Source organism: Chryseobacterium indologenes, from assembly GCF_018362995.1.
Taxonomy (GTDB): Bacteria; Bacteroidota; Bacteroidia; order Flavobacteriales; family Weeksellaceae; genus Chryseobacterium; species Chryseobacterium indologenes_G.
Genome location: NZ_CP074372.1, coordinates 4237044 through 4253773, shown reverse-complemented (window position 1 = coordinate 4253773; position 16730 = coordinate 4237044). Strand labels below are relative to the sequence as shown.

Genomic DNA, 16730 nt, shown 5'->3' with positions numbered 1-16730 from the left:
TTATTTTTAGTGTTTAAGTAAATGTGCACTGAAGCCGAAGTTTTTTGCCCCTTCATAATCTGCAAACGGATTGTCTCCGATATGCAGAATCTGATGCATTGGCAAATCCTGATCTTTGATCTTATTTTTCACTTCCTGAAAAATAAGCGGGTTCGGTTTGGAACAGTTGATTTCATCAGAATAAATGTGGAAATCTATATACTGATCCAGGTTTTCGTGGATCAGAAATTTTCTCATGGTTGTTCCTTTGATAAATCCTGTATTGCTCAGAATATTAATGGTCTTTCCCTGATTTTTAATATCTTCAAAAAAATCATGGATATTCTCAAAAATCACAACCGGCCTGTATTCCAGAAATAAATCTTCACTTTTTCCGTAAAACTCATTGAGTTTTTCCTTATTCAATTGCTTTATATCCATGCCCAGAGAACCAAGAATCATCAGATAAATTTCAAAAGTGTCTATATTTCCTCCCGTGACTTCATTAATGGTATTGCAAAGATCATCGTAATATTTTACAGTTTTCGCAACTTCATCTATCGGTTTATCTACGTTAAAAAATGAGGAGAACAGCTCAACTCTTTTTGCTTTAAATTCAGGATGAGATTTGATTAAAGTGAGCCACAGGTCAAAGGAAAAATGACAGTGGTTATGGATGTCGATATCTGTTTTCAATAGGTTTTAAGTTAAAAGTTTTTATTTAGCTTCTTGAAAAAGATTTAAAATTTTTTAATCATCAAAAAGTGTTTACCATACTATTCTTCCCAAAGATAAAATATTTATCATAAAAGCATTACGTTCATTATCTGTTTTAAGATATTTTTATGAAATTCTATGGATTTGAAAGATTCTCAGAAGATGATTAAAAAAGTGTTTAATATCCGTTCACGAAAAAATATTTTCAAAAATTCTTTGAAAATCAAAAAAAAATTATAATTTCGCAACCGATTAACAATCAACAATGTCAACAAAAATGATAAATATTATAAACTTAAGTAATCCTGTCAGAGCTGTGTTCTTTGGCAGCACTGAATATTTATCTGAATAGTTCTATAGATCTTTTATACCCAAAAATATATTGAAGACCTGTCTATTCGGATAGGTCTTTTTTGCTGCCCTAATTTCAGACTTTAACAATTCAAACAACTTCTGTTATTTGTTAAGATCTCTGAAAATTTCACTTTGATACAAAATACAAAAATGTTTTTACCGGCCTATGAGATCGGAGCTTATTTTGTGTTCATTTTTTTCAGAATCTTTTCCAAATACAGATCTAAAAATCAACAATTTAAATCAAACAAAATGAAATACAACACACGAAATATAGGGATTATAGCACATGTAGATGCAGGAAAAACAACATTATCCGAAAGACTTCTGTATTACACAGGACTTATTCATAAAATAGGTAATGTAGATGACGGAAATACCACCATGGATAAAGACATACAGGAAAGAAACAGAGGGATTACCATTTCATCCGCTGCGGTTTCAACACAATGGAAAAAAGATGATAATGTTTATAATATCAACATTATTGATACTCCGGGGCACATTGATTTTGCAGTAGAAGTAGAGCGCTCTCTAAGGGTTCTGGACAGTGTAGTCGCAGTTTTCTGTGCTTCATCAGGCGTTCAGCCGCAAACTGAAAATGTTTGGTTCCAGGCAGAAAAACATGGAACCTCCAAGATTTGTTTCATCAACAAAATGGACAGAATTGGTGCAGATTTCTTTGCTGTTCTTCATGAGATAAGAAGCAAGCTAAGTGCTGTTCCCCTGGCCCTTCAGATCCCGATTGGAGCTGAAAGTCATTTTGAAGGTGTCATTGATCTTGTCAAAATGAAAGCCTTATACTGGACCGATGAAAACGGAGAAACTATTGCAGAGAAGGAAATTCCAGCCACTTCTCAGCCTGAAGCTGATGAATACAGAATCAAATTACTGGAAACGCTGGCAGAATATGATGAGACGTTTTTTGAAATCTTCATGGATACTGAACATACAGTCACTGTTGAAATGCTTACAGAAGCTATACAAAGAGTCTGCAGAACAGGATCTGCCGTTCCCGTTCTATGTGGTTCTGCCTTTAAGAATAAGGGAATCCAGCCTCTTCTAGATGCGGTTGTAACATATCTTCCGGCACCTGATCAGCTTGCTGACCTGCAGGGAAGAGATCCTCATACAGAAGAAACGATAACACTGGAAAGGAATGAAACTGTTTCTTTTTCAGGACTTGTCTTCAAAGTTATGATTGACAAGCATATGGGAAGACTGGCTATGCTCCGTGTATATTCCGGAAAAATTAAATCCGGAGATACTTTACTGAATGTAAGAACGGGTGAAAGCTTCAGGATTTCCAGGATTTTACAAATGCAGTCTGACAAAACGTTATCACTGGAAGAAGCTAAAGCGGGAGATATTGTTGCTTTGACAGGAATAAAGGATGCCAAAACCGGAGATTCTTTATCTTCTTCCGACAAGCCGATATTACTGGAATCGATTACGATTCCTACTCCTGTTATCAGGGTGGCTATTGAGCCGAAAACCAATGGTGATGAGAAATCTTTCGGTTTGGTACTGGCAAAAATCCAGGAAGAAGATCCTTCTTTGGTGGTTGAAAGGGATCAACAGACCGGAGAAACTTTATTGAGTGGACTGGGAGAGCTTCATCTTGAGGTTACTTTGGAAAAAATCCGCCTGAATCATGGTATTGAAGTCAATCAGGGAAAACCTAAAGTTTCTTACCGTGAGATTTTAACAGCAACCAAAGTTCATAGAGAGAAACTTTCCAAACAGAACGGAGGAAGCGGGCAGTTCGCTGATATCAGTTTTGAGATCGGGCCAGGAAATGATAATGAACATGGATTGGAATTTATCAATATGATCAAAGGAGGAGTTATCCCCACTGAATTTATTCCATCTGTTGAAAAGGGATTCAGAGAAGCTATGGAAAACGGACCTTTAAAAGGATATCCTCTGGAAAACATGAAGGTTACTCTTCTGGACGGTTCTTTCCACGCTCAGGATTCTGCGGCGCTTGATTTTGAGATTGCAGCAAGAGAAGGATTCAAAGCTGCGGCCAAAGGTTGCAGTCCCAAACTTATGGAACCTGTCATGCAGGTGGAGATTCAAAGTATTGAAGAATATACTGGTGCTGTTACTGCAGATATCAACAGAAGAAGGGGAATCATCACTTCTATTGATGAAAGGTCAGGAAGAAAGATTTTTGCAGCGGAAGTTCCGTTAGCTTCAACTTTCGGATATATTTCTGATCTGAGAACTCTGACAAGCGGAAGAGCTTCCATCAGCATGAAATTGTCGCACTATGCTTTAGTGCCTGATTTTATTGCAAATACATTAATCACCTAAACAAGCAAGGACTGTAGATTTTTTCTTACAGTCCTTGTCTTGTTATTGAGGTTTATACTTATAATTGATACAAATTCAATTTTAATTTCTTTATTTTTCCGGCATCACTTTATAAGTAGGATCTTCCTGGATATTAACTTCTACTACAGCTTCTGCATTTTTCAATATTTTTCTACAGTCTTCACTGAGATGTCGTAAGTGTACTATTTTATTTTGTTCTTTATAACGCTTAGATAACTTACCTAAAGCTTCTATCGCACTCATATCCACAATACGGCTTTCTTTAAAATCCACAACCACTTGATCGGGATCATTCATTGGATCAAACTTATCTGTAAATGCTGTTACAGAACCGAAAAACAACGGTCCGTATATTTCGTAATACTTCACTCCGTTTTCATCTACATACTTTCTTGCCCGTATTCTTTTGGCATTATCCCATGCAAAAACCAACGCCGAGATGATAACTCCAACTAACACCGCCAAGGCCAGGTTATGTAAAATTACAGTAATCAATGCTACAGTAATTCCTACGAAGATATCTGATTTCGGCATTTTATTAACAATCCTGATAGACACCCATTGAAAAGTACTGATTGCCACCATCATCATTACTCCTACTAAAGCAGCCATAGGAATTTTCTCAATGACAGGTGCTCCACACAAAATGATTATTAAAATAAGAAGTGATGCTATTATTCCTGATAATCTTGCTCTGGAACCTGCATTAAGATTCACCAGTGTCTGCGCTACCATTGCACAGCCTCCCATTCCCCCAAAGAAACCGTTGGTAATATTGGCTAACCCCTGAGCTACAGATTCTTTATTGGCGCTTCCTTTTGTATTGGTGATTTCATCCACCATGGATAATGTCAGAAGAGATTCAATAAGGCCTACTCCAGCCATAATTAAGGCATATGGAAAAATAATCTCTAGAGTTTCCAGTGAAAAAGGGATTTTCGGAATATGAAAACCTGGAAGATTTCCACTGATATGAGCAATATCTGCTACTGTTTTGGTTGGAATATTAAACCCAAGAACTACAGCAAAGACAATGATGATCGCCACGAGCGAGGCAGGAACTGTTTTCGTTATTTTTGGAAAAAAGTAGACTACGGCAATCGTCAGGGCAGTTAAACCAGCCATTATATACAAAGACATTCCCTGCAGCCAGCTTACGGCTCCGCTGCTGTCTGTAATTTTAAACTGCTCTACCTGTGCCATAAAGATAATAATGGCCAATCCGTTCAGGAATCCGTACATAACCGGTTGCGGAATCAATCTCACAAATTTTCCCAGTTTAAAGATTCCTACCAGCATTTGAAGTATTCCGGCCAGTGCTACAGTAGCAAAAAGATATTCTACGCCATGAGATTGTATCAGAGCAATCAATACAACGATGGTTGCACCAGCTCCACCGGAAACCATTCCCGGACGTCCTCCCAGAACGGAGGTTACCAATCCCATCATAAAAGCCGCATAAAGCCCTGTAAGAGGAGACAAACCGGCAAGGATAGCAAATGAAAGAGATTCAGGGATCATAGTCATCGCTACCGTAAAACCGGCCAGCAGTTCATTTTTATAATTTATTTTCTTCGAAAAATCGAATAAGCTTATAGTATTTTTCATTGATTTGCAAATGTATGGAATACAATTTTTCTTTTTATCATTTTTCTATGAGGAAGCCCATCACCTGTAAGCAATTCACACATTAACTGTTATAATATGTTAATTTTAATTAAAATAAATAGATAAAGTATGATTTTTACATTTCTATCTCTTTTTACTTCTTATTTTTGTTTACATTTGAAAGCGAATAAGCAATTATTTGGTACTAATTAAAAAATTCAACGCGTAAAAAGCTGTATATCAATCTATCTACAGCTTCAACTCATAGAATTGCATAAAAACCTTAATAGGTCATATATTATTTACACAAATGGCAGGAAGAGAAGTTTGAAAGAGAAGAAGAAGAAACCATTGAAAATAAAGAATATATCCCAAATACATTAAGGTGACTCCTACCCACCTGTTTTTTTATGATATTTGGTAAATTACTATCTGTTTTTTAAGACTCCTCGTCTTATTAAACACAATTTAACATTCTTACATCATAATTTCTATTTCTTATCAATTTCAAATTGAAGTGAGTTATTTCCTAGCACATAAGATAATATATGGATTCTATTTTCGTTTTTTTGATACATAAGTTTAAACAAAAGAATAATATTCAATAAAAATGTTATATAAAGAAATCCATATTGGGAAATTTATTAAGGAAAGGGTAGATGAAAATGAAATAACAATAGAAAGGATATGCAAATTTTTAAGCAAAGATGAAGGAGCAATCGAGGTAATGTATGACAGCAAATCGATGGATACAGATCTTCTTTTAAGATGGAGCAAATTATTGGAATATGATTTTTTCAGACTTTACAGCTCACATTTAATTTTATATGCACCTCCTTCTGCCATCAACAAAAACCAGCAGAAATCTGAAAAAACGCCTTATTTCAGGAAAAACATTTACACTCAGGAAATCAAAGATTTTATTATGAAGAGAATTCTTTCCGGTGAAATGACCCAAAGTGAAGTCATTAAAGAATATTCTATTCCAAAAAGTACCCTTCACAGATGGCTTCAGAAGAGCGATAATGTAAACGGATAAACAGATAAGACATGCGCCCCAATTACAAAAAAATTTATCAGGATATGCTAAAGATGGAATATCCGGAAAAGCTAAAAGATCCGAAAATCAAAGAACTTCTTGAAAAACTTAATACCAGTGAGGATGTTCTGAAGTTCAATGAAAAGCTGTTCAAGCAGTCCAGAGAAAATCAAAAACTCAAAACCTATGACAGGCAGACTATGCTAAAGCTGCTTCAGTATCAGAAAAAGCATGGTCACTCTACAAGCTATATGTCCAGAAAATATAAAATAAGCAGAACTACTCTTTCAAAATGGAAACTCATGTTTGAAGAAGAGCTTGACACAATGAAAAGTGCCGGCAAATAATTTACCGGCATTTTATAAAGGTAATGATAAGGAAAAAACAGGGCTGTACGTTGGCCGGAGTCGAACCGGATAACCTTGCCGGAATGACCGGCTTCGCTATTCCTCCCTTAATTGTGTTACGATGAATTTTTTCCTAACGACACTTCATAATAGTACTATAAAGAAGCTGGAAGTGGGAAGAAGAAAGATGGCAAGTCTGAGATTCTCCCGACTCTATAGAAAATTATAATACAAAGATATCTTTCAACGTCCCACTTCCGGCTTCTGATTTTATGAAAACAAGGCAACATCCGAATAATGCAGTCGTGCTCTAACCAACTGAGCTACTCTTCCTATATACATCGTGTTTTTTTGCTGTGGAAGAGACGGGACTCGAACCCGTGACCCCGTCGTGATGAGCGCAGTAACATTTTTCTACGGCACTTGTTTGTTTTTTTAAATAAAAGAGGCAAGATTCGAAAAGACTTGTACAAGATCATTTCCATGACCTTCTGGAGTCGAACCAAATTAAACCGAAGTAGGCCTTCTCTACGGCACTCTTTATACAATCAAGGTAAAATTCTCAGAATCTTCCGTGCATTTGCTCTACCTGCTGAGCTACCTCTCCTTTTCGAGGGAAAAGACAGGATTCGAACCTGCGACCCAATGTTTACTCAATCTCGAAGTATGATTCTAAAACGACACTTGATTTTTAATTTTTTTGTTTATTCATATGTCTACTACACTTTTTATAGTATCAGGGCAAAATGGCGGAATCTTTTCTTTTTCTTCTGCTCTATCTTTTGAGCTACATTCCGTTTACAACAGGAATGACAGGAATTGAACCTACATCTGAAGACCTAACTCGAAGTATGATTCCAAAACGACACCTGATATAATTAAAACAAGGTAATTAGATCAAACATAGACCAATACGGGGTGTTACCATTTCTACTATCTGCTGCTGCAGAACAGGATTCGAACCTGTATTACCGTCCCTAAAGAAGTAACTCTGTTTTACGACACTTGCTTTTTATTGTTATTCATGATTATTAGTTTTATCTTTTACAAATTTATACAGCTGGTACGCAATCTTTTTACGTAGTTGTTTTTTTATTAAAAACCAAGTAACAATGTATAAGTGTTTTTGATTCTAGTCAAATTAAAAGTTTGATGATGGAACTCTTATGAACGACATTGGTTATAGCTACCTTGCAATCTGTTGAAAGACTCTATTTTTGGAATCGAAGAATGTCTTTCTAACGACACCGGTATTTATTAACACTGCAAAATTATATTGCATGTACGCAATCTTTTTACGCAGTTTATTTTTATTGAGAAAATAATGTTGATATTATTTCAAACAATTTAAAAATCCCTAAAACTGGCAGTAAAATAACGAATCCAATCAATAGAAAGATTCCAATTTTACTCAGAAGACCTGTTTTATTTTCCGAATAAGTCCCTTTTTCCCTCATTTTGGTTTTAAAAACTGGAATATGTTTTGTTGCTTTAAAACTGTCATGCTCAAGTTCACTGATTACTTTCTTTGCATGCTCATCAAGCAAATCTTTATTTCCTCTGAAAACAATATCTTTTAAAATTGCATTTCCTGAATTGCTTAAAGACTTTCTGTAAATCTCTACTGCAGCTTCCATTTCATTATTCTCTGGTTTAGACAACATCCAGAATTTACCTGCTTCGTCAAGAAATCCTGCTTCAAAATAAATCTGTCCTAATTTTTTTCTTAGGGAAAGATCATTGGGAAACTGATTGATCATATTTCTCAATCTGTCACATGCTTTTTTCTTTCTGCCTACTTTGAGATCTTCTTCAATCTTATAAAATAAATTTCTCATAATCCATTTTTTGCTTTATTTTCTTGCAATCCCGATATATTATTAATCTATTTTAAATGCGGATTGCCAAACAAAGATGTCATAAAAACTGGAAGCATTAAGTTTACTAATCTTTTCCAAAGTTTCTTTTAACTTTTCTCTTTGCTTTTCTTGCAATTCTGCCTTGGACAAATTAATCTCACAATATTCCTGTACAAAACTTCTAAAATCAGCGGCTGTTACGGAACGAGACATTTTTTCCATGACCTGCATTCTGATAGTTAATAATAATTCATCATCCCAGTCTTTTTGCTCCTTTTGAATATACTTTGTATCATAACTTTCAAAATTAAATGGAGAGAAACTCGTACACCAATCACCCCATTGATCTTCGTCAAATTTTCCTGTAAAGATTTCCATAACATTTTCATCAAATGTAATAACCGAATCCATATTGATATGATCCGCTTTTATAGCTTTTATCCATTCTTCAACATTATTAATAAGCATTCCATGAATATTTACAATAAAAAGATCTCCTGAATAATCAAAGCATTTTGAATTCTTAAATTTAAATTGGAAAGATTTCTCTCCAGTCTGTATCACGTCTGCAAACACAGGATATTTATTTATGATTTTCATAGGTTTTGATTATTAAAATTCATTTTTTGTTCTTAATTAAAAGCAGTGCCTTTTACAGCACTACTTTATGAATCATTTCTACGGCTGACTTTTTATCTTCCAACGCATTCAACACTTCGAAAATTTTGTCTGACCAACCGGCTATAAGATGTACATCATTTTTTCTGATATCAAGCGGCTGTGTACCATAACCTGCCAGGTCAAAAATATACAGTTTTGCATTGGGAGCAATCATTTTGTACCTGTTCCACACGTCTTCAAAAGATTTTCTGTTTCCGGTGCTGTCCCACATCTGAGTATCGGTGAATAGCATTACTTTGTTCACTTTTTCACCTCTTTTGATCAGATCTTCGATAACGAGATAACCATTCGTAGAATATCCTACTTCACCTTCGCGTTTGTAGAAAGCGTCTACATTTCTTAAAATACCATTTTTAGGCATTGGAACTCTCAGCCAACGGTCACCGAAAATACCTGTCACCACGTTTTTACACTGTGACTGAAGGATCATCGACATCAGCAAACCGATATCATACAGCAAAATTTTACTTTTATTGGAAACTGCTTTCTGCATAGAACCGGATACATCCGCAGCGATCACTACCGAAGTATCAAAACCAAAGCCTTTGATATTTTTAGCACTTACTACCACAGCATCTTCCAATGCTTCCAATACAGATGACAAATAAGGAGAATCTATAGTCTTTAATTCTCTGTAAGCCGCCAGAAATCTGAATGGGAGCTGCTTTGAACCGGATACCGCTCTTTCATCTGAAAGATATCTGCATACTTTATTCATTGCATCTGATGATACGCCCGCTTCCAGGATATTTCTCAGGTTCCTCATGGTTGCCATATAACCCAATTTGTTGCTGAAGATCAGTTCTTCCCATTTATTTTTGAAAGCTAATCTTCTTTCTGCGTCATTAGCAAATTTTGTCTGACCCAAAACGGAAAGCTCTACTTCCCATGTGTATGGGGTTTCCAATGTGTTATTGGCGATTTTATTGAAAACAGCTTGCTGGTTCTCATCCTTGGCTTTCGGGTGAACCAGGAATAATGCATCTCTCAAGGTAACTTCCGCCTTTCTGTTATATTTTGCAAACTGGTATTCATCAAATTTATTGAACGATCTCACCAGACCTTTCTGAATCTGCTTTGACAGTTTATTCAGTTTTTTAGTATCTGTTCTTTTATTCGCAAGTTGGTAGTACGCCAGCAATTCTGTGATCTCATCAGCTCTCTGAACGACACCTTCTACTGTTTTACTCACCAGATCCGTACCGGAAGTCTGTTTAGCCAGTTCAGTTGTCAACACCAATGGAATGGAACGCAAGTACATATCTTTTCTTGCGTATACCGCCAGTTTTGCCACAAATTCAGGATCATTTTTTTTGATCAGAGACTGGATTCTTTCCAATCTGTCATTTCCTTTTTCATAGTTGGCATCTGACAGTCCTGTTGTAATAACAGCACTATACAATTCTTCTGCAGGTGTCATCGCATATGCTTTTGCACCTTCGTAGTTCAATACTACTTTAGTTTCTTTTTTTAAAAAATTAAATTTCATGGTTACTGTTTTTTGTTAAACATTGGGAAGGATTGATACTTCCTCTCTGATTTCTGATGCAAAGTAAAAACAGTGTTACGCAGTCTTTTTGCGTAGAAAATTTTTCTTCATTCTTTTTATTTTTTATTGCAAATATGTTTATTTGAAAATGGTACTTCAGTGATCACGCAGATTTCAAGTTTTGGCTAAAGTCGTATGAATGGGGCATTTATAAGATGGGCTCCCTTCGTCTACGCTCAGGATAATACCCCACCACTATTGAATTATATTGATAATAATCTAATTCATCATTTATAACTTATAATTCATAATTATAAAATCCTTCTATCATTCATTTCCATTAAAGAAATGAGCAATATTACGTTTTCTAATAAGGGTTCTCTAGATTTGCTATTACTAAAATTAAGCTATGATTAAAGGAATATATGAGACCCATGTTCAGGTGAGCAATTTGGAAAATGCAATACAATTTTATACAGAAGTGTTAGGATTGAAACTGGCTCACAGAGATGAAACCAGGCCTATTGCCTTTTTATGGGTTGGAGAAGGGAAAGAATTTATGTTAGGATTATGGGAGCAGAAGGAGAATCTTCAGACCAGACATTTTGCTTTTTCAAGTAGTAAAGAAGATATTTTAAACTATTCAGTGGAGTTTTTAGAAAATAAAGATTTAAAGCCTTATAATTTCCTAAAAAATGGAAGTGTTGAACCAATGGTATTTGCATGGATGCCTGCACTGGCCATTTATTTCAATGATCCAGATGGAAACCAGCTTGAATTTATCTCTATTCTTGAAGGAGAAAGCAAACCGGAATTAGGTGTACTTAGTTATGAAGAATGGATGAACTCTGTAAAAAACTGATAGATGCTAATATAACGCAGAGACGCAAAAAAATCAAAGATTAAAGGGAACAAAATTGAATTCTTATTAAACAAAACTTTTTGCGTCTCTACGACTGTCAGCAAAATAATAAAATCAGATAGAAAAAGTTTCACCTGTTTTTACCAGTTTCTTCACCGCCAACACGTGTTTACAAGGTCCTCTTTCACCCTGATATTTACTGAACCATTCGCAGGTACAGCGCTCTTTTTCTTCTTCAATGATTACCGTATGATGTACACCGGTTCCTTCTACTCTGGCTTCTGTTCTTGCTTTATTATTGTTTAAAATTTCAACTTTTCCGTTTTCTATCAACTTATCGGCATTTTTTATGCGGGGATTGAGTCCGATAATACGGCTTAACTTAAAAGGAAGCCTGCGGTAGAAAAATTCATGATCATCAAGGTCATAACCCAATAATCCCATTGCAGCGAGTCTTCCTGTAATAGTATCAGTTTTGCTGAAACTCAGATTCTCTTCCAGAGCAAGCATATCTGGATTAAAAGATTGATTGGCATAAGCATACTTATCCAAAGCATCAATCCACTCATCAGAAACCTCAGAAATCAGACTTTCCAGGACAGCTCCTTCTCCTGAGAAACCTCTCCAGCACTCTCTGGACAAAGAAAAACAAAATCTGATAGGTCCCATATAAAGCTGCCATGTTGTAGACTGCATATTAGAATGAGAAAAGACCTGCATACAATCAATATAAGGAAGCAGAGGTTCTAAAAGACGAAGCCTGTGAAGCCCGCCTATACAAACGGCATCCGCTGACTTTACCGGAGAAAAAATGGGTTTATTTCCTCTCACAATCAAATAATAATCTGACTTTATCACTCCTTTCGGCATCCCGCGGAATAGTTGTTGAGTCTGAATTTTATTGAAAGTATGACGTTTTTCGGATTCCGATAAATATACCTGAACCGTTCCCAATCCTTTGATCCATTTTGCGGGTAAAGGAACTTTTCTTTCTATTATTTTTTCATCTTCGTTATACAGCCCTACTTCCTTTTCACCCACGGAAAGCATAATTTTTTCATTTGGGCGGATGCTTCCCAGCGCAGTTATCATTGGTTGATTGAAATCTACATTTGTAGTTCCATTTTCAAGAAATCCACCTTCCAGACCTTCAGGCAGTACGTCAACTCTTGCATAAACTCCGGCACAGTGAGAAAAACCTTCAAAGCGTAATCTGTGATTTCCGGCAGTTACGATCGGATCTTTAAGAAGCGACATTTGAAACGGAGACAGATTAAAGCTCGATTTTACAATATTGGACAGTGTAATAAGACAACGCGCTAAAATAAAGGGTTGCCCGACATTTCCCCAGAAAAAACATGGAGCATCGGTATTTTTATGTATTTCACTATATTTGGAGAGAAACAATTCTTCAAGCGCATCTCTCCTTACTAAACAGGACGTTCCTGAATAGTTGTAAATAAGCGTACCCTCCATGATTTATTTTTTCAGAAGAAGACTGCAGATTTTTTTCAGACTCGAATTTTCTTTCCAGCTATTGAGTTTCCCGATGATCTCTTTATGAGCTTCTGAGTGATTCAAAGCCAATACTTCATGGTAGATTTCCAGAATCTTTTTCAGGTTGGTGACCGGAGCATCCATTTGAAGCAATATATTGGAAATCAATTCTTCCAGGGCTACATTATGGTTCTTACTGACGTTCAGCATATGATGCTGCATAAGATCAGTCAACCTTTTAACAGGTGCCCATTCCAGTTTTTCATGCAGGCCGATCACTCTTCCTAACCATGCATTATCCATCGTTTGGGAAGAAACATGTTCCAGCCATATTTCAGCTGCTGTACCACGAATGGTTTTATCGCTGTCCAGAAAAATAGTTCCTAGGAACAGATATCCGATTTCATCCAATGGCTTTTTGATCTGATAAAGTGCATTTGCGGTATTCAAAACCAGGCTTCTTTCATAGACTTCGGCAATTCCTGAAAAGAAAAGGCAATGCTTGATTACTTTTGCCAAAGCATTTGCCGGAGTATTCGGAAAGCAAAGCATCAAGGCAGGAATTTCGATAAGCTCTTTCTGTTCGGCAACGAAATATTCCACGAATAAAGGTTCTTTCCTTTTTGCAAGATGATATTTTGGAATAACAATCTTCAGCTCTACAGGATAGTATGAGTTTTTCTTATTATCGATGGTCTTCCATTTGTAAGCCCCTGAAAAGAATTCTACAGGAATATCATCATACCCGAAACTGCTGAATTCTTCAAACACGGTTTCCGGCGAACGGGTAATTCCTGCAGTCATCCACCATGAAGGGTGTTCAAATTTTCCTTCCGGCTTAGCATTTTTGCCAAAGAAAAAAAGTAACAGTTCTTTATATTCTCCTTTTAATCTTTTTTCAGTTTCTGTGATCGCTTCTGAAGTATTGTCTAAAGCACAACGCTGCAATGCCAGCTGAATATCCAGATGATGGGGTTCAATATTATTATTCTGGTAGCTTTCCAATCTTTCCACCAACGTTACTGGGGAAATCCAGCATGGAGCATGGGTAACCGTGAATAATAACGGGATCTTATCTCCTGATTTTATTTTTTCATAAGCATAGATGGCCAGCTCTTTAAACGCTATTCTGGCAGGGCAATCTGCACCGACATCTTCAATCGGCCCCAATTTTTTCTGATAATTGGAATAAGATTCTCTTGCTGCTTCCTCTTCTTTGGTCTTATGATAAATCTTTTCCAGGTTTTTAAGCTGAACAGGATATTTTTCCATTAGATCCAAGCCATAATTAATAATGGCATTACACAATAAAACATTCAGATAGGGAACTTCCCATTTCGAAATTGTTTTACAGGCTTTCAAAAATACCGGCTCAATTAATTTCACGGATTCGGCATTTACGTCTCCGGCAAAACGGATAAATCCAGTCAAAGCAATATCACAATGCTGACTGTACGGATCATCCATGGCAACAGGAAGATAAAACATCAGATCTTCAAAGTTCTGAAGTACTTTCACAGCATTTTCATCTGTAGTCAGAGATAATTTTTCCGAAGCTATTGCCACCAATTCCGGCTGTGTTTCTTCAATATATTTTACAAGAAGAGGACGTACATTAGTCAGTATATTATCTGAATAATGGGAAAGTGCCTCTATCATATTTTCTGAAGCCGGAATATATTTAAGAATGATCTTTGCTGCTTTTGACTGTATCCCATCATCTTTGCTTACAAATGCCGTACTTAAAGCCATTCCCAACATTTCGGGATCTATTTTCTTTCTCTGGAATATTTTTTCGGTCAGTACCAGACTGGAAACAACCACTGTTTTTACTTCCGAGCTCAGCAAATTCGGAAGGTAATGGGAAAATTCATCATTTTTAAAATCAGAAACTCCCACAATTTTTTTCAAATGTGATAATATGGTATTCACAGCTTTTGACTGGGAGGAAGCCAGCCCTGCAAGTAAATCATCCTGCAGTTCAGTCAGTTCTTCTTCAGTTGGTTTTAATGAGGTAAATGCATCCATAAACCAGCCTGTGACATTTTTATTAAAATTTCTATTGGAAGCCAGAAGGCATTCTTTCAAAAACCTTTTCCTTTCAATCTTTTTTTCTGCGATCAGCTTCTGAACAATAGGAAACCATTCTTTACGGAAGGGTAAAGATTTGGAAGGATATTCACATAGATACCAAAAGTGGGTATTAAGGGTTTCGGGATGGCGGTCCAGTTCAGCCGGATAATTACTCAGATGATGTCCAAGCAGTTCCGGTTTGGGCTGTACATAGCCTTTTTCTGTCCATCCCAAAATGTCTTTATAGTTAAATGCTGTAAATTCAGCTTCTACGGATTCATTGATAAAGTCTGAAAACCATTCCGGGCAGCCCCACTCCAGAATCTGTTCGGTCTGTTCTGCATTACGGAAAAGACTCCAGTAGTTTTTACCGAAATTCTTTTTGTCCATGCAGACAAATGAAGCAATATCAATAATGGAATGCTGATTCACAGATCCTGCTGTATGGTAGGAGTTTTTAGTCATCACAATTTTACTGATCTCCCTATCCATTTTCTTTATAGATGGCACCAGTGTTTTCCTTTCTTCATTACTAAGCTCTTTTAAAAAAGGGATAATCTCATGTATCTTTTCCTCATTAAGGATCTCATAAAGTCTTTCTTTCATGTGCTTCTAATTTGATGTATAAATTTGTTTCAGGTTATTGAGCAACGACTTCTTTTTTATCTTTTGGTGTAAGCTTTTTAAGAAAAGGAACCATCTCTTTTATTTTACAGTTTAAATATTTTCTCTTAAAACCCTCATCAATAAGCATAAATTCATTCTTGTCAGCTAAAATAGAAAAAAATGACTGACAGACAGTAAATTATCCCATTAAAGTGAATTTTTTAACAAAATATTAAGTTAATAAAACAACTAATATCATCACTTTAACATCAAAAAAACAATTCCCTGTTTAAAGATATATTAGTAAAAAAGTGGTTAAAGACTCTCTACCCTGATATTTACACATTATTTGGTGTCTTATTTTTAGAATTTATAATGTCTCAAAATAAAACATTATATAGCACAGATACGTTAATTTTATTTAAAATATAAAAATGAGAATTGCAATTCGTTAAATTTTATATATTTGCAAAATAAAAATACTTGACAACTCAAATACTTTTCAATGATAAGCACTGAATTATTATTTTTAATAAACATCAATAAACTGCAGTCTGTAATTTCCAGAAAATTTGACTCCCTGAGTGTTCATGGTCTGGGATTCAATGACTTTGTTATTCTTTACATTCTGAATTCTTCTTCTGGAAGCAGGATGCGAAGAATAGACCTTGCTGAAAAAATAGGTCTTACGGCGTCAGGAGTAACACGATTACTGAACCCACTGGAAAAAATAGGATTGGTAACAAGAGAAACCAATGAAAGAGATGCTCGTGTAAGCTATGTGGTCATTACACCTAGTGGTAAAAAGATATTTGAAGAGGCTAAATTAAGTGCAGAGCATCTTACCAAAGATATTATTCCTTCTAAAAGGGGCAAATCTTTAAAAACGGTAACCGAATTTCTATTTGATTTAGGAGGAAATATACAATAATGAAAGCATGAAGAATACATTAAAAAAACAGCTTAGGGAAAAGGCAAAGAATCACAAAACAACAATGGGAGTTCTTGCTGTTACCAATACCTTGAATGGGAAAAAGTTTATACAGGCTTCTTTAAATCTTGAAGCGCTGGTGAATAAGATGAAGTTCCTTTTAAACGGTGGAACGTTTAGCCATGCACAATTACAGAAGGAATGGACTGAATCCGGAAGTGATGTCTTTACTTTTGAATTTGCCATGATTGTCCCTGATCAGAATAATGAGTATATCAACTATCGTCAGGAGATACAGAAAGCTGAGCAGAAAGTAATCTCAGAAAGTAATCTGGAATTATATTAATC

At 35.8% G+C, this 16730-nt stretch carries 13 protein-coding genes; 6 read left to right on the top strand and 7 right to left on the bottom strand.

Annotation, left to right across the window (positions count from 1 at the left end):
- Positions 1-6: 6 nt before the first annotated feature.
- Entirely contained in the window at positions 7-675 is a 669-nt protein-coding gene (locus DYR29_RS19350; protein ID WP_213278129.1) for an HAD family hydrolase, read from the bottom strand.
- A gap of 627 nt (positions 676-1302) precedes the next feature.
- Between DYR29_RS19350 and fusA the strand changes: the two genes are divergently transcribed.
- Positions 1303-3369: an elongation factor G gene (fusA, locus tag DYR29_RS19345; protein ID WP_249413539.1), complete on the top strand. Its 2067-nt coding sequence runs from the start codon at positions 1303-1305 to the stop codon at positions 3367-3369.
- Between the two features lie 90 nt (positions 3370-3459).
- Here fusA and DYR29_RS19340 read toward each other — a convergent pair whose 3' ends face one another.
- Entirely contained in the window at positions 3460-4998 is a 1539-nt protein-coding gene (locus DYR29_RS19340) for a SulP family inorganic anion transporter (RefSeq protein ID WP_213278128.1), read from the bottom strand.
- A gap of 610 nt (positions 4999-5608) precedes the next feature.
- Here DYR29_RS19340 and DYR29_RS19335 point away from each other — a divergent pair.
- Positions 5609-6037 carry a transposase gene (locus tag DYR29_RS19335; protein WP_142719503.1) on the top strand — a complete coding sequence of 143 codons (429 nt, stop codon included), beginning with the start codon at positions 5609-5611 and terminating at the stop codon, positions 6035-6037.
- 44 nt (positions 6038-6081) lie between these two features.
- The gene (locus tag DYR29_RS19330; RefSeq protein WP_228460201.1) at positions 6082-6384 is read left to right on the top strand and encodes a helix-turn-helix domain-containing protein; all 303 of its coding nucleotides are present in this window, start codon (positions 6082-6084) and stop codon (positions 6382-6384) included.
- A 1310-nt stretch (positions 6385-7694) separates the two neighbouring features.
- Here DYR29_RS19330 and DYR29_RS19325 read toward each other — a convergent pair.
- From DYR29_RS19325 to DYR29_RS19315, 3 genes are read right to left on the bottom strand one after another with little or no spacing between them, the layout of a single operon-like run.
- Entirely contained in the window at positions 7695-8222 is a 528-nt protein-coding gene (locus DYR29_RS19325; RefSeq protein ID WP_213278127.1) for a DUF6584 family protein, read from the bottom strand.
- Positions 8223-8264: 42 nt separating this feature from the next.
- Positions 8265-8843, bottom strand: a complete 579-nt coding sequence (locus DYR29_RS19320) for a hypothetical protein (protein ID WP_213278126.1) — start codon at positions 8841-8843, stop codon at positions 8265-8267.
- A 52-nt stretch (positions 8844-8895) separates the two neighbouring features.
- Positions 8896-10413 (bottom strand): TROVE domain-containing protein, encoded by a 1518-nt coding sequence (locus DYR29_RS19315; protein WP_213278125.1) that lies wholly within the window; start codon positions 10411-10413, stop codon positions 8896-8898.
- Between the two features lie 409 nt (positions 10414-10822).
- Between DYR29_RS19315 and DYR29_RS19310 the strand changes: the two genes are divergently transcribed.
- On the top strand, positions 10823-11275 hold the full coding sequence (locus DYR29_RS19310) for a VOC family protein (RefSeq protein WP_142719499.1): 453 nt from the start codon (positions 10823-10825) through the stop codon (positions 11273-11275).
- 114 nt (positions 11276-11389) lie between these two features.
- Here DYR29_RS19310 and DYR29_RS19305 read toward each other — a convergent pair whose 3' ends face one another.
- Positions 11390-12751 (bottom strand): SWIM zinc finger family protein, encoded by a 1362-nt coding sequence (locus tag DYR29_RS19305; RefSeq protein WP_213278124.1) that lies wholly within the window; start codon positions 12749-12751, stop codon positions 11390-11392.
- A gap of 3 nt (positions 12752-12754) precedes the next feature.
- Positions 12755-15451, bottom strand: a complete 2697-nt coding sequence (locus DYR29_RS19300) for a DUF6493 family protein (protein WP_213278123.1) — start codon at positions 15449-15451, stop codon at positions 12755-12757.
- A 505-nt stretch (positions 15452-15956) separates the two neighbouring features.
- On the opposite strand from DYR29_RS19300, the gene DYR29_RS19295 reads away from it, so the two are divergent.
- Entirely contained in the window at positions 15957-16382 is a 426-nt protein-coding gene (locus tag DYR29_RS19295; RefSeq protein WP_213278122.1) for a MarR family winged helix-turn-helix transcriptional regulator, read from the top strand.
- Positions 16383-16389: 7 nt separating this feature from the next.
- Positions 16390-16728, top strand: a complete 339-nt coding sequence (locus tag DYR29_RS19290; protein WP_213278121.1) for a GIY-YIG nuclease family protein — start codon at positions 16390-16392, stop codon at positions 16726-16728.
- Positions 16729-16730 lie beyond the last annotated feature (2 nt).

Bases quoted from the DNA above. Each gene is read 5' to 3' on its own strand.
- DYR29_RS19330 (WP_228460201.1), top strand. From the start codon at position 6,082: ATGCTAAAGATGGAATATCCGGAAAAGCTAAAAGATCCGAAAATCAAA.
- DYR29_RS19300 (WP_213278123.1), bottom strand. From the start codon at position 15,451: ATGAAAGAAAGACTTTATGAGATCCTTAATGAGGAAAAGATACATGAG.
- DYR29_RS19325 (WP_213278127.1), bottom strand. From the start codon at position 8,222: ATGAGAAATTTATTTTATAAGATTGAAGAAGATCTCAAAGTAGGCAGA.
- DYR29_RS19320 (WP_213278126.1), bottom strand. From the start codon at position 8,843: ATGAAAATCATAAATAAATATCCTGTGTTTGCAGACGTGATACAGACT.
- DYR29_RS19340 (WP_213278128.1), bottom strand. From the start codon at position 4,998: ATGAAAAATACTATAAGCTTATTCGATTTTTCGAAGAAAATAAATTAT.
- DYR29_RS19315 (WP_213278125.1), bottom strand. From the start codon at position 10,413: ATGAAATTTAATTTTTTAAAAAAAGAAACTAAAGTAGTATTGAACTAC.
- DYR29_RS19295 (WP_213278122.1), top strand. From the start codon at position 15,957: ATGATAAGCACTGAATTATTATTTTTAATAAACATCAATAAACTGCAG.
- DYR29_RS19310 (WP_142719499.1), top strand. From the start codon at position 10,823: ATGATTAAAGGAATATATGAGACCCATGTTCAGGTGAGCAATTTGGAA.
- DYR29_RS19335 (WP_142719503.1), top strand. From the start codon at position 5,609: ATGTTATATAAAGAAATCCATATTGGGAAATTTATTAAGGAAAGGGTA.
- DYR29_RS19290 (WP_213278121.1), top strand. From the start codon at position 16,390: ATGAAGAATACATTAAAAAAACAGCTTAGGGAAAAGGCAAAGAATCAC.
- fusA (WP_249413539.1), top strand. From the start codon at position 1,303: ATGAAATACAACACACGAAATATAGGGATTATAGCACATGTAGATGCA.
- DYR29_RS19305 (WP_213278124.1), bottom strand. From the start codon at position 12,751: ATGGAGGGTACGCTTATTTACAACTATTCAGGAACGTCCTGTTTAGTA.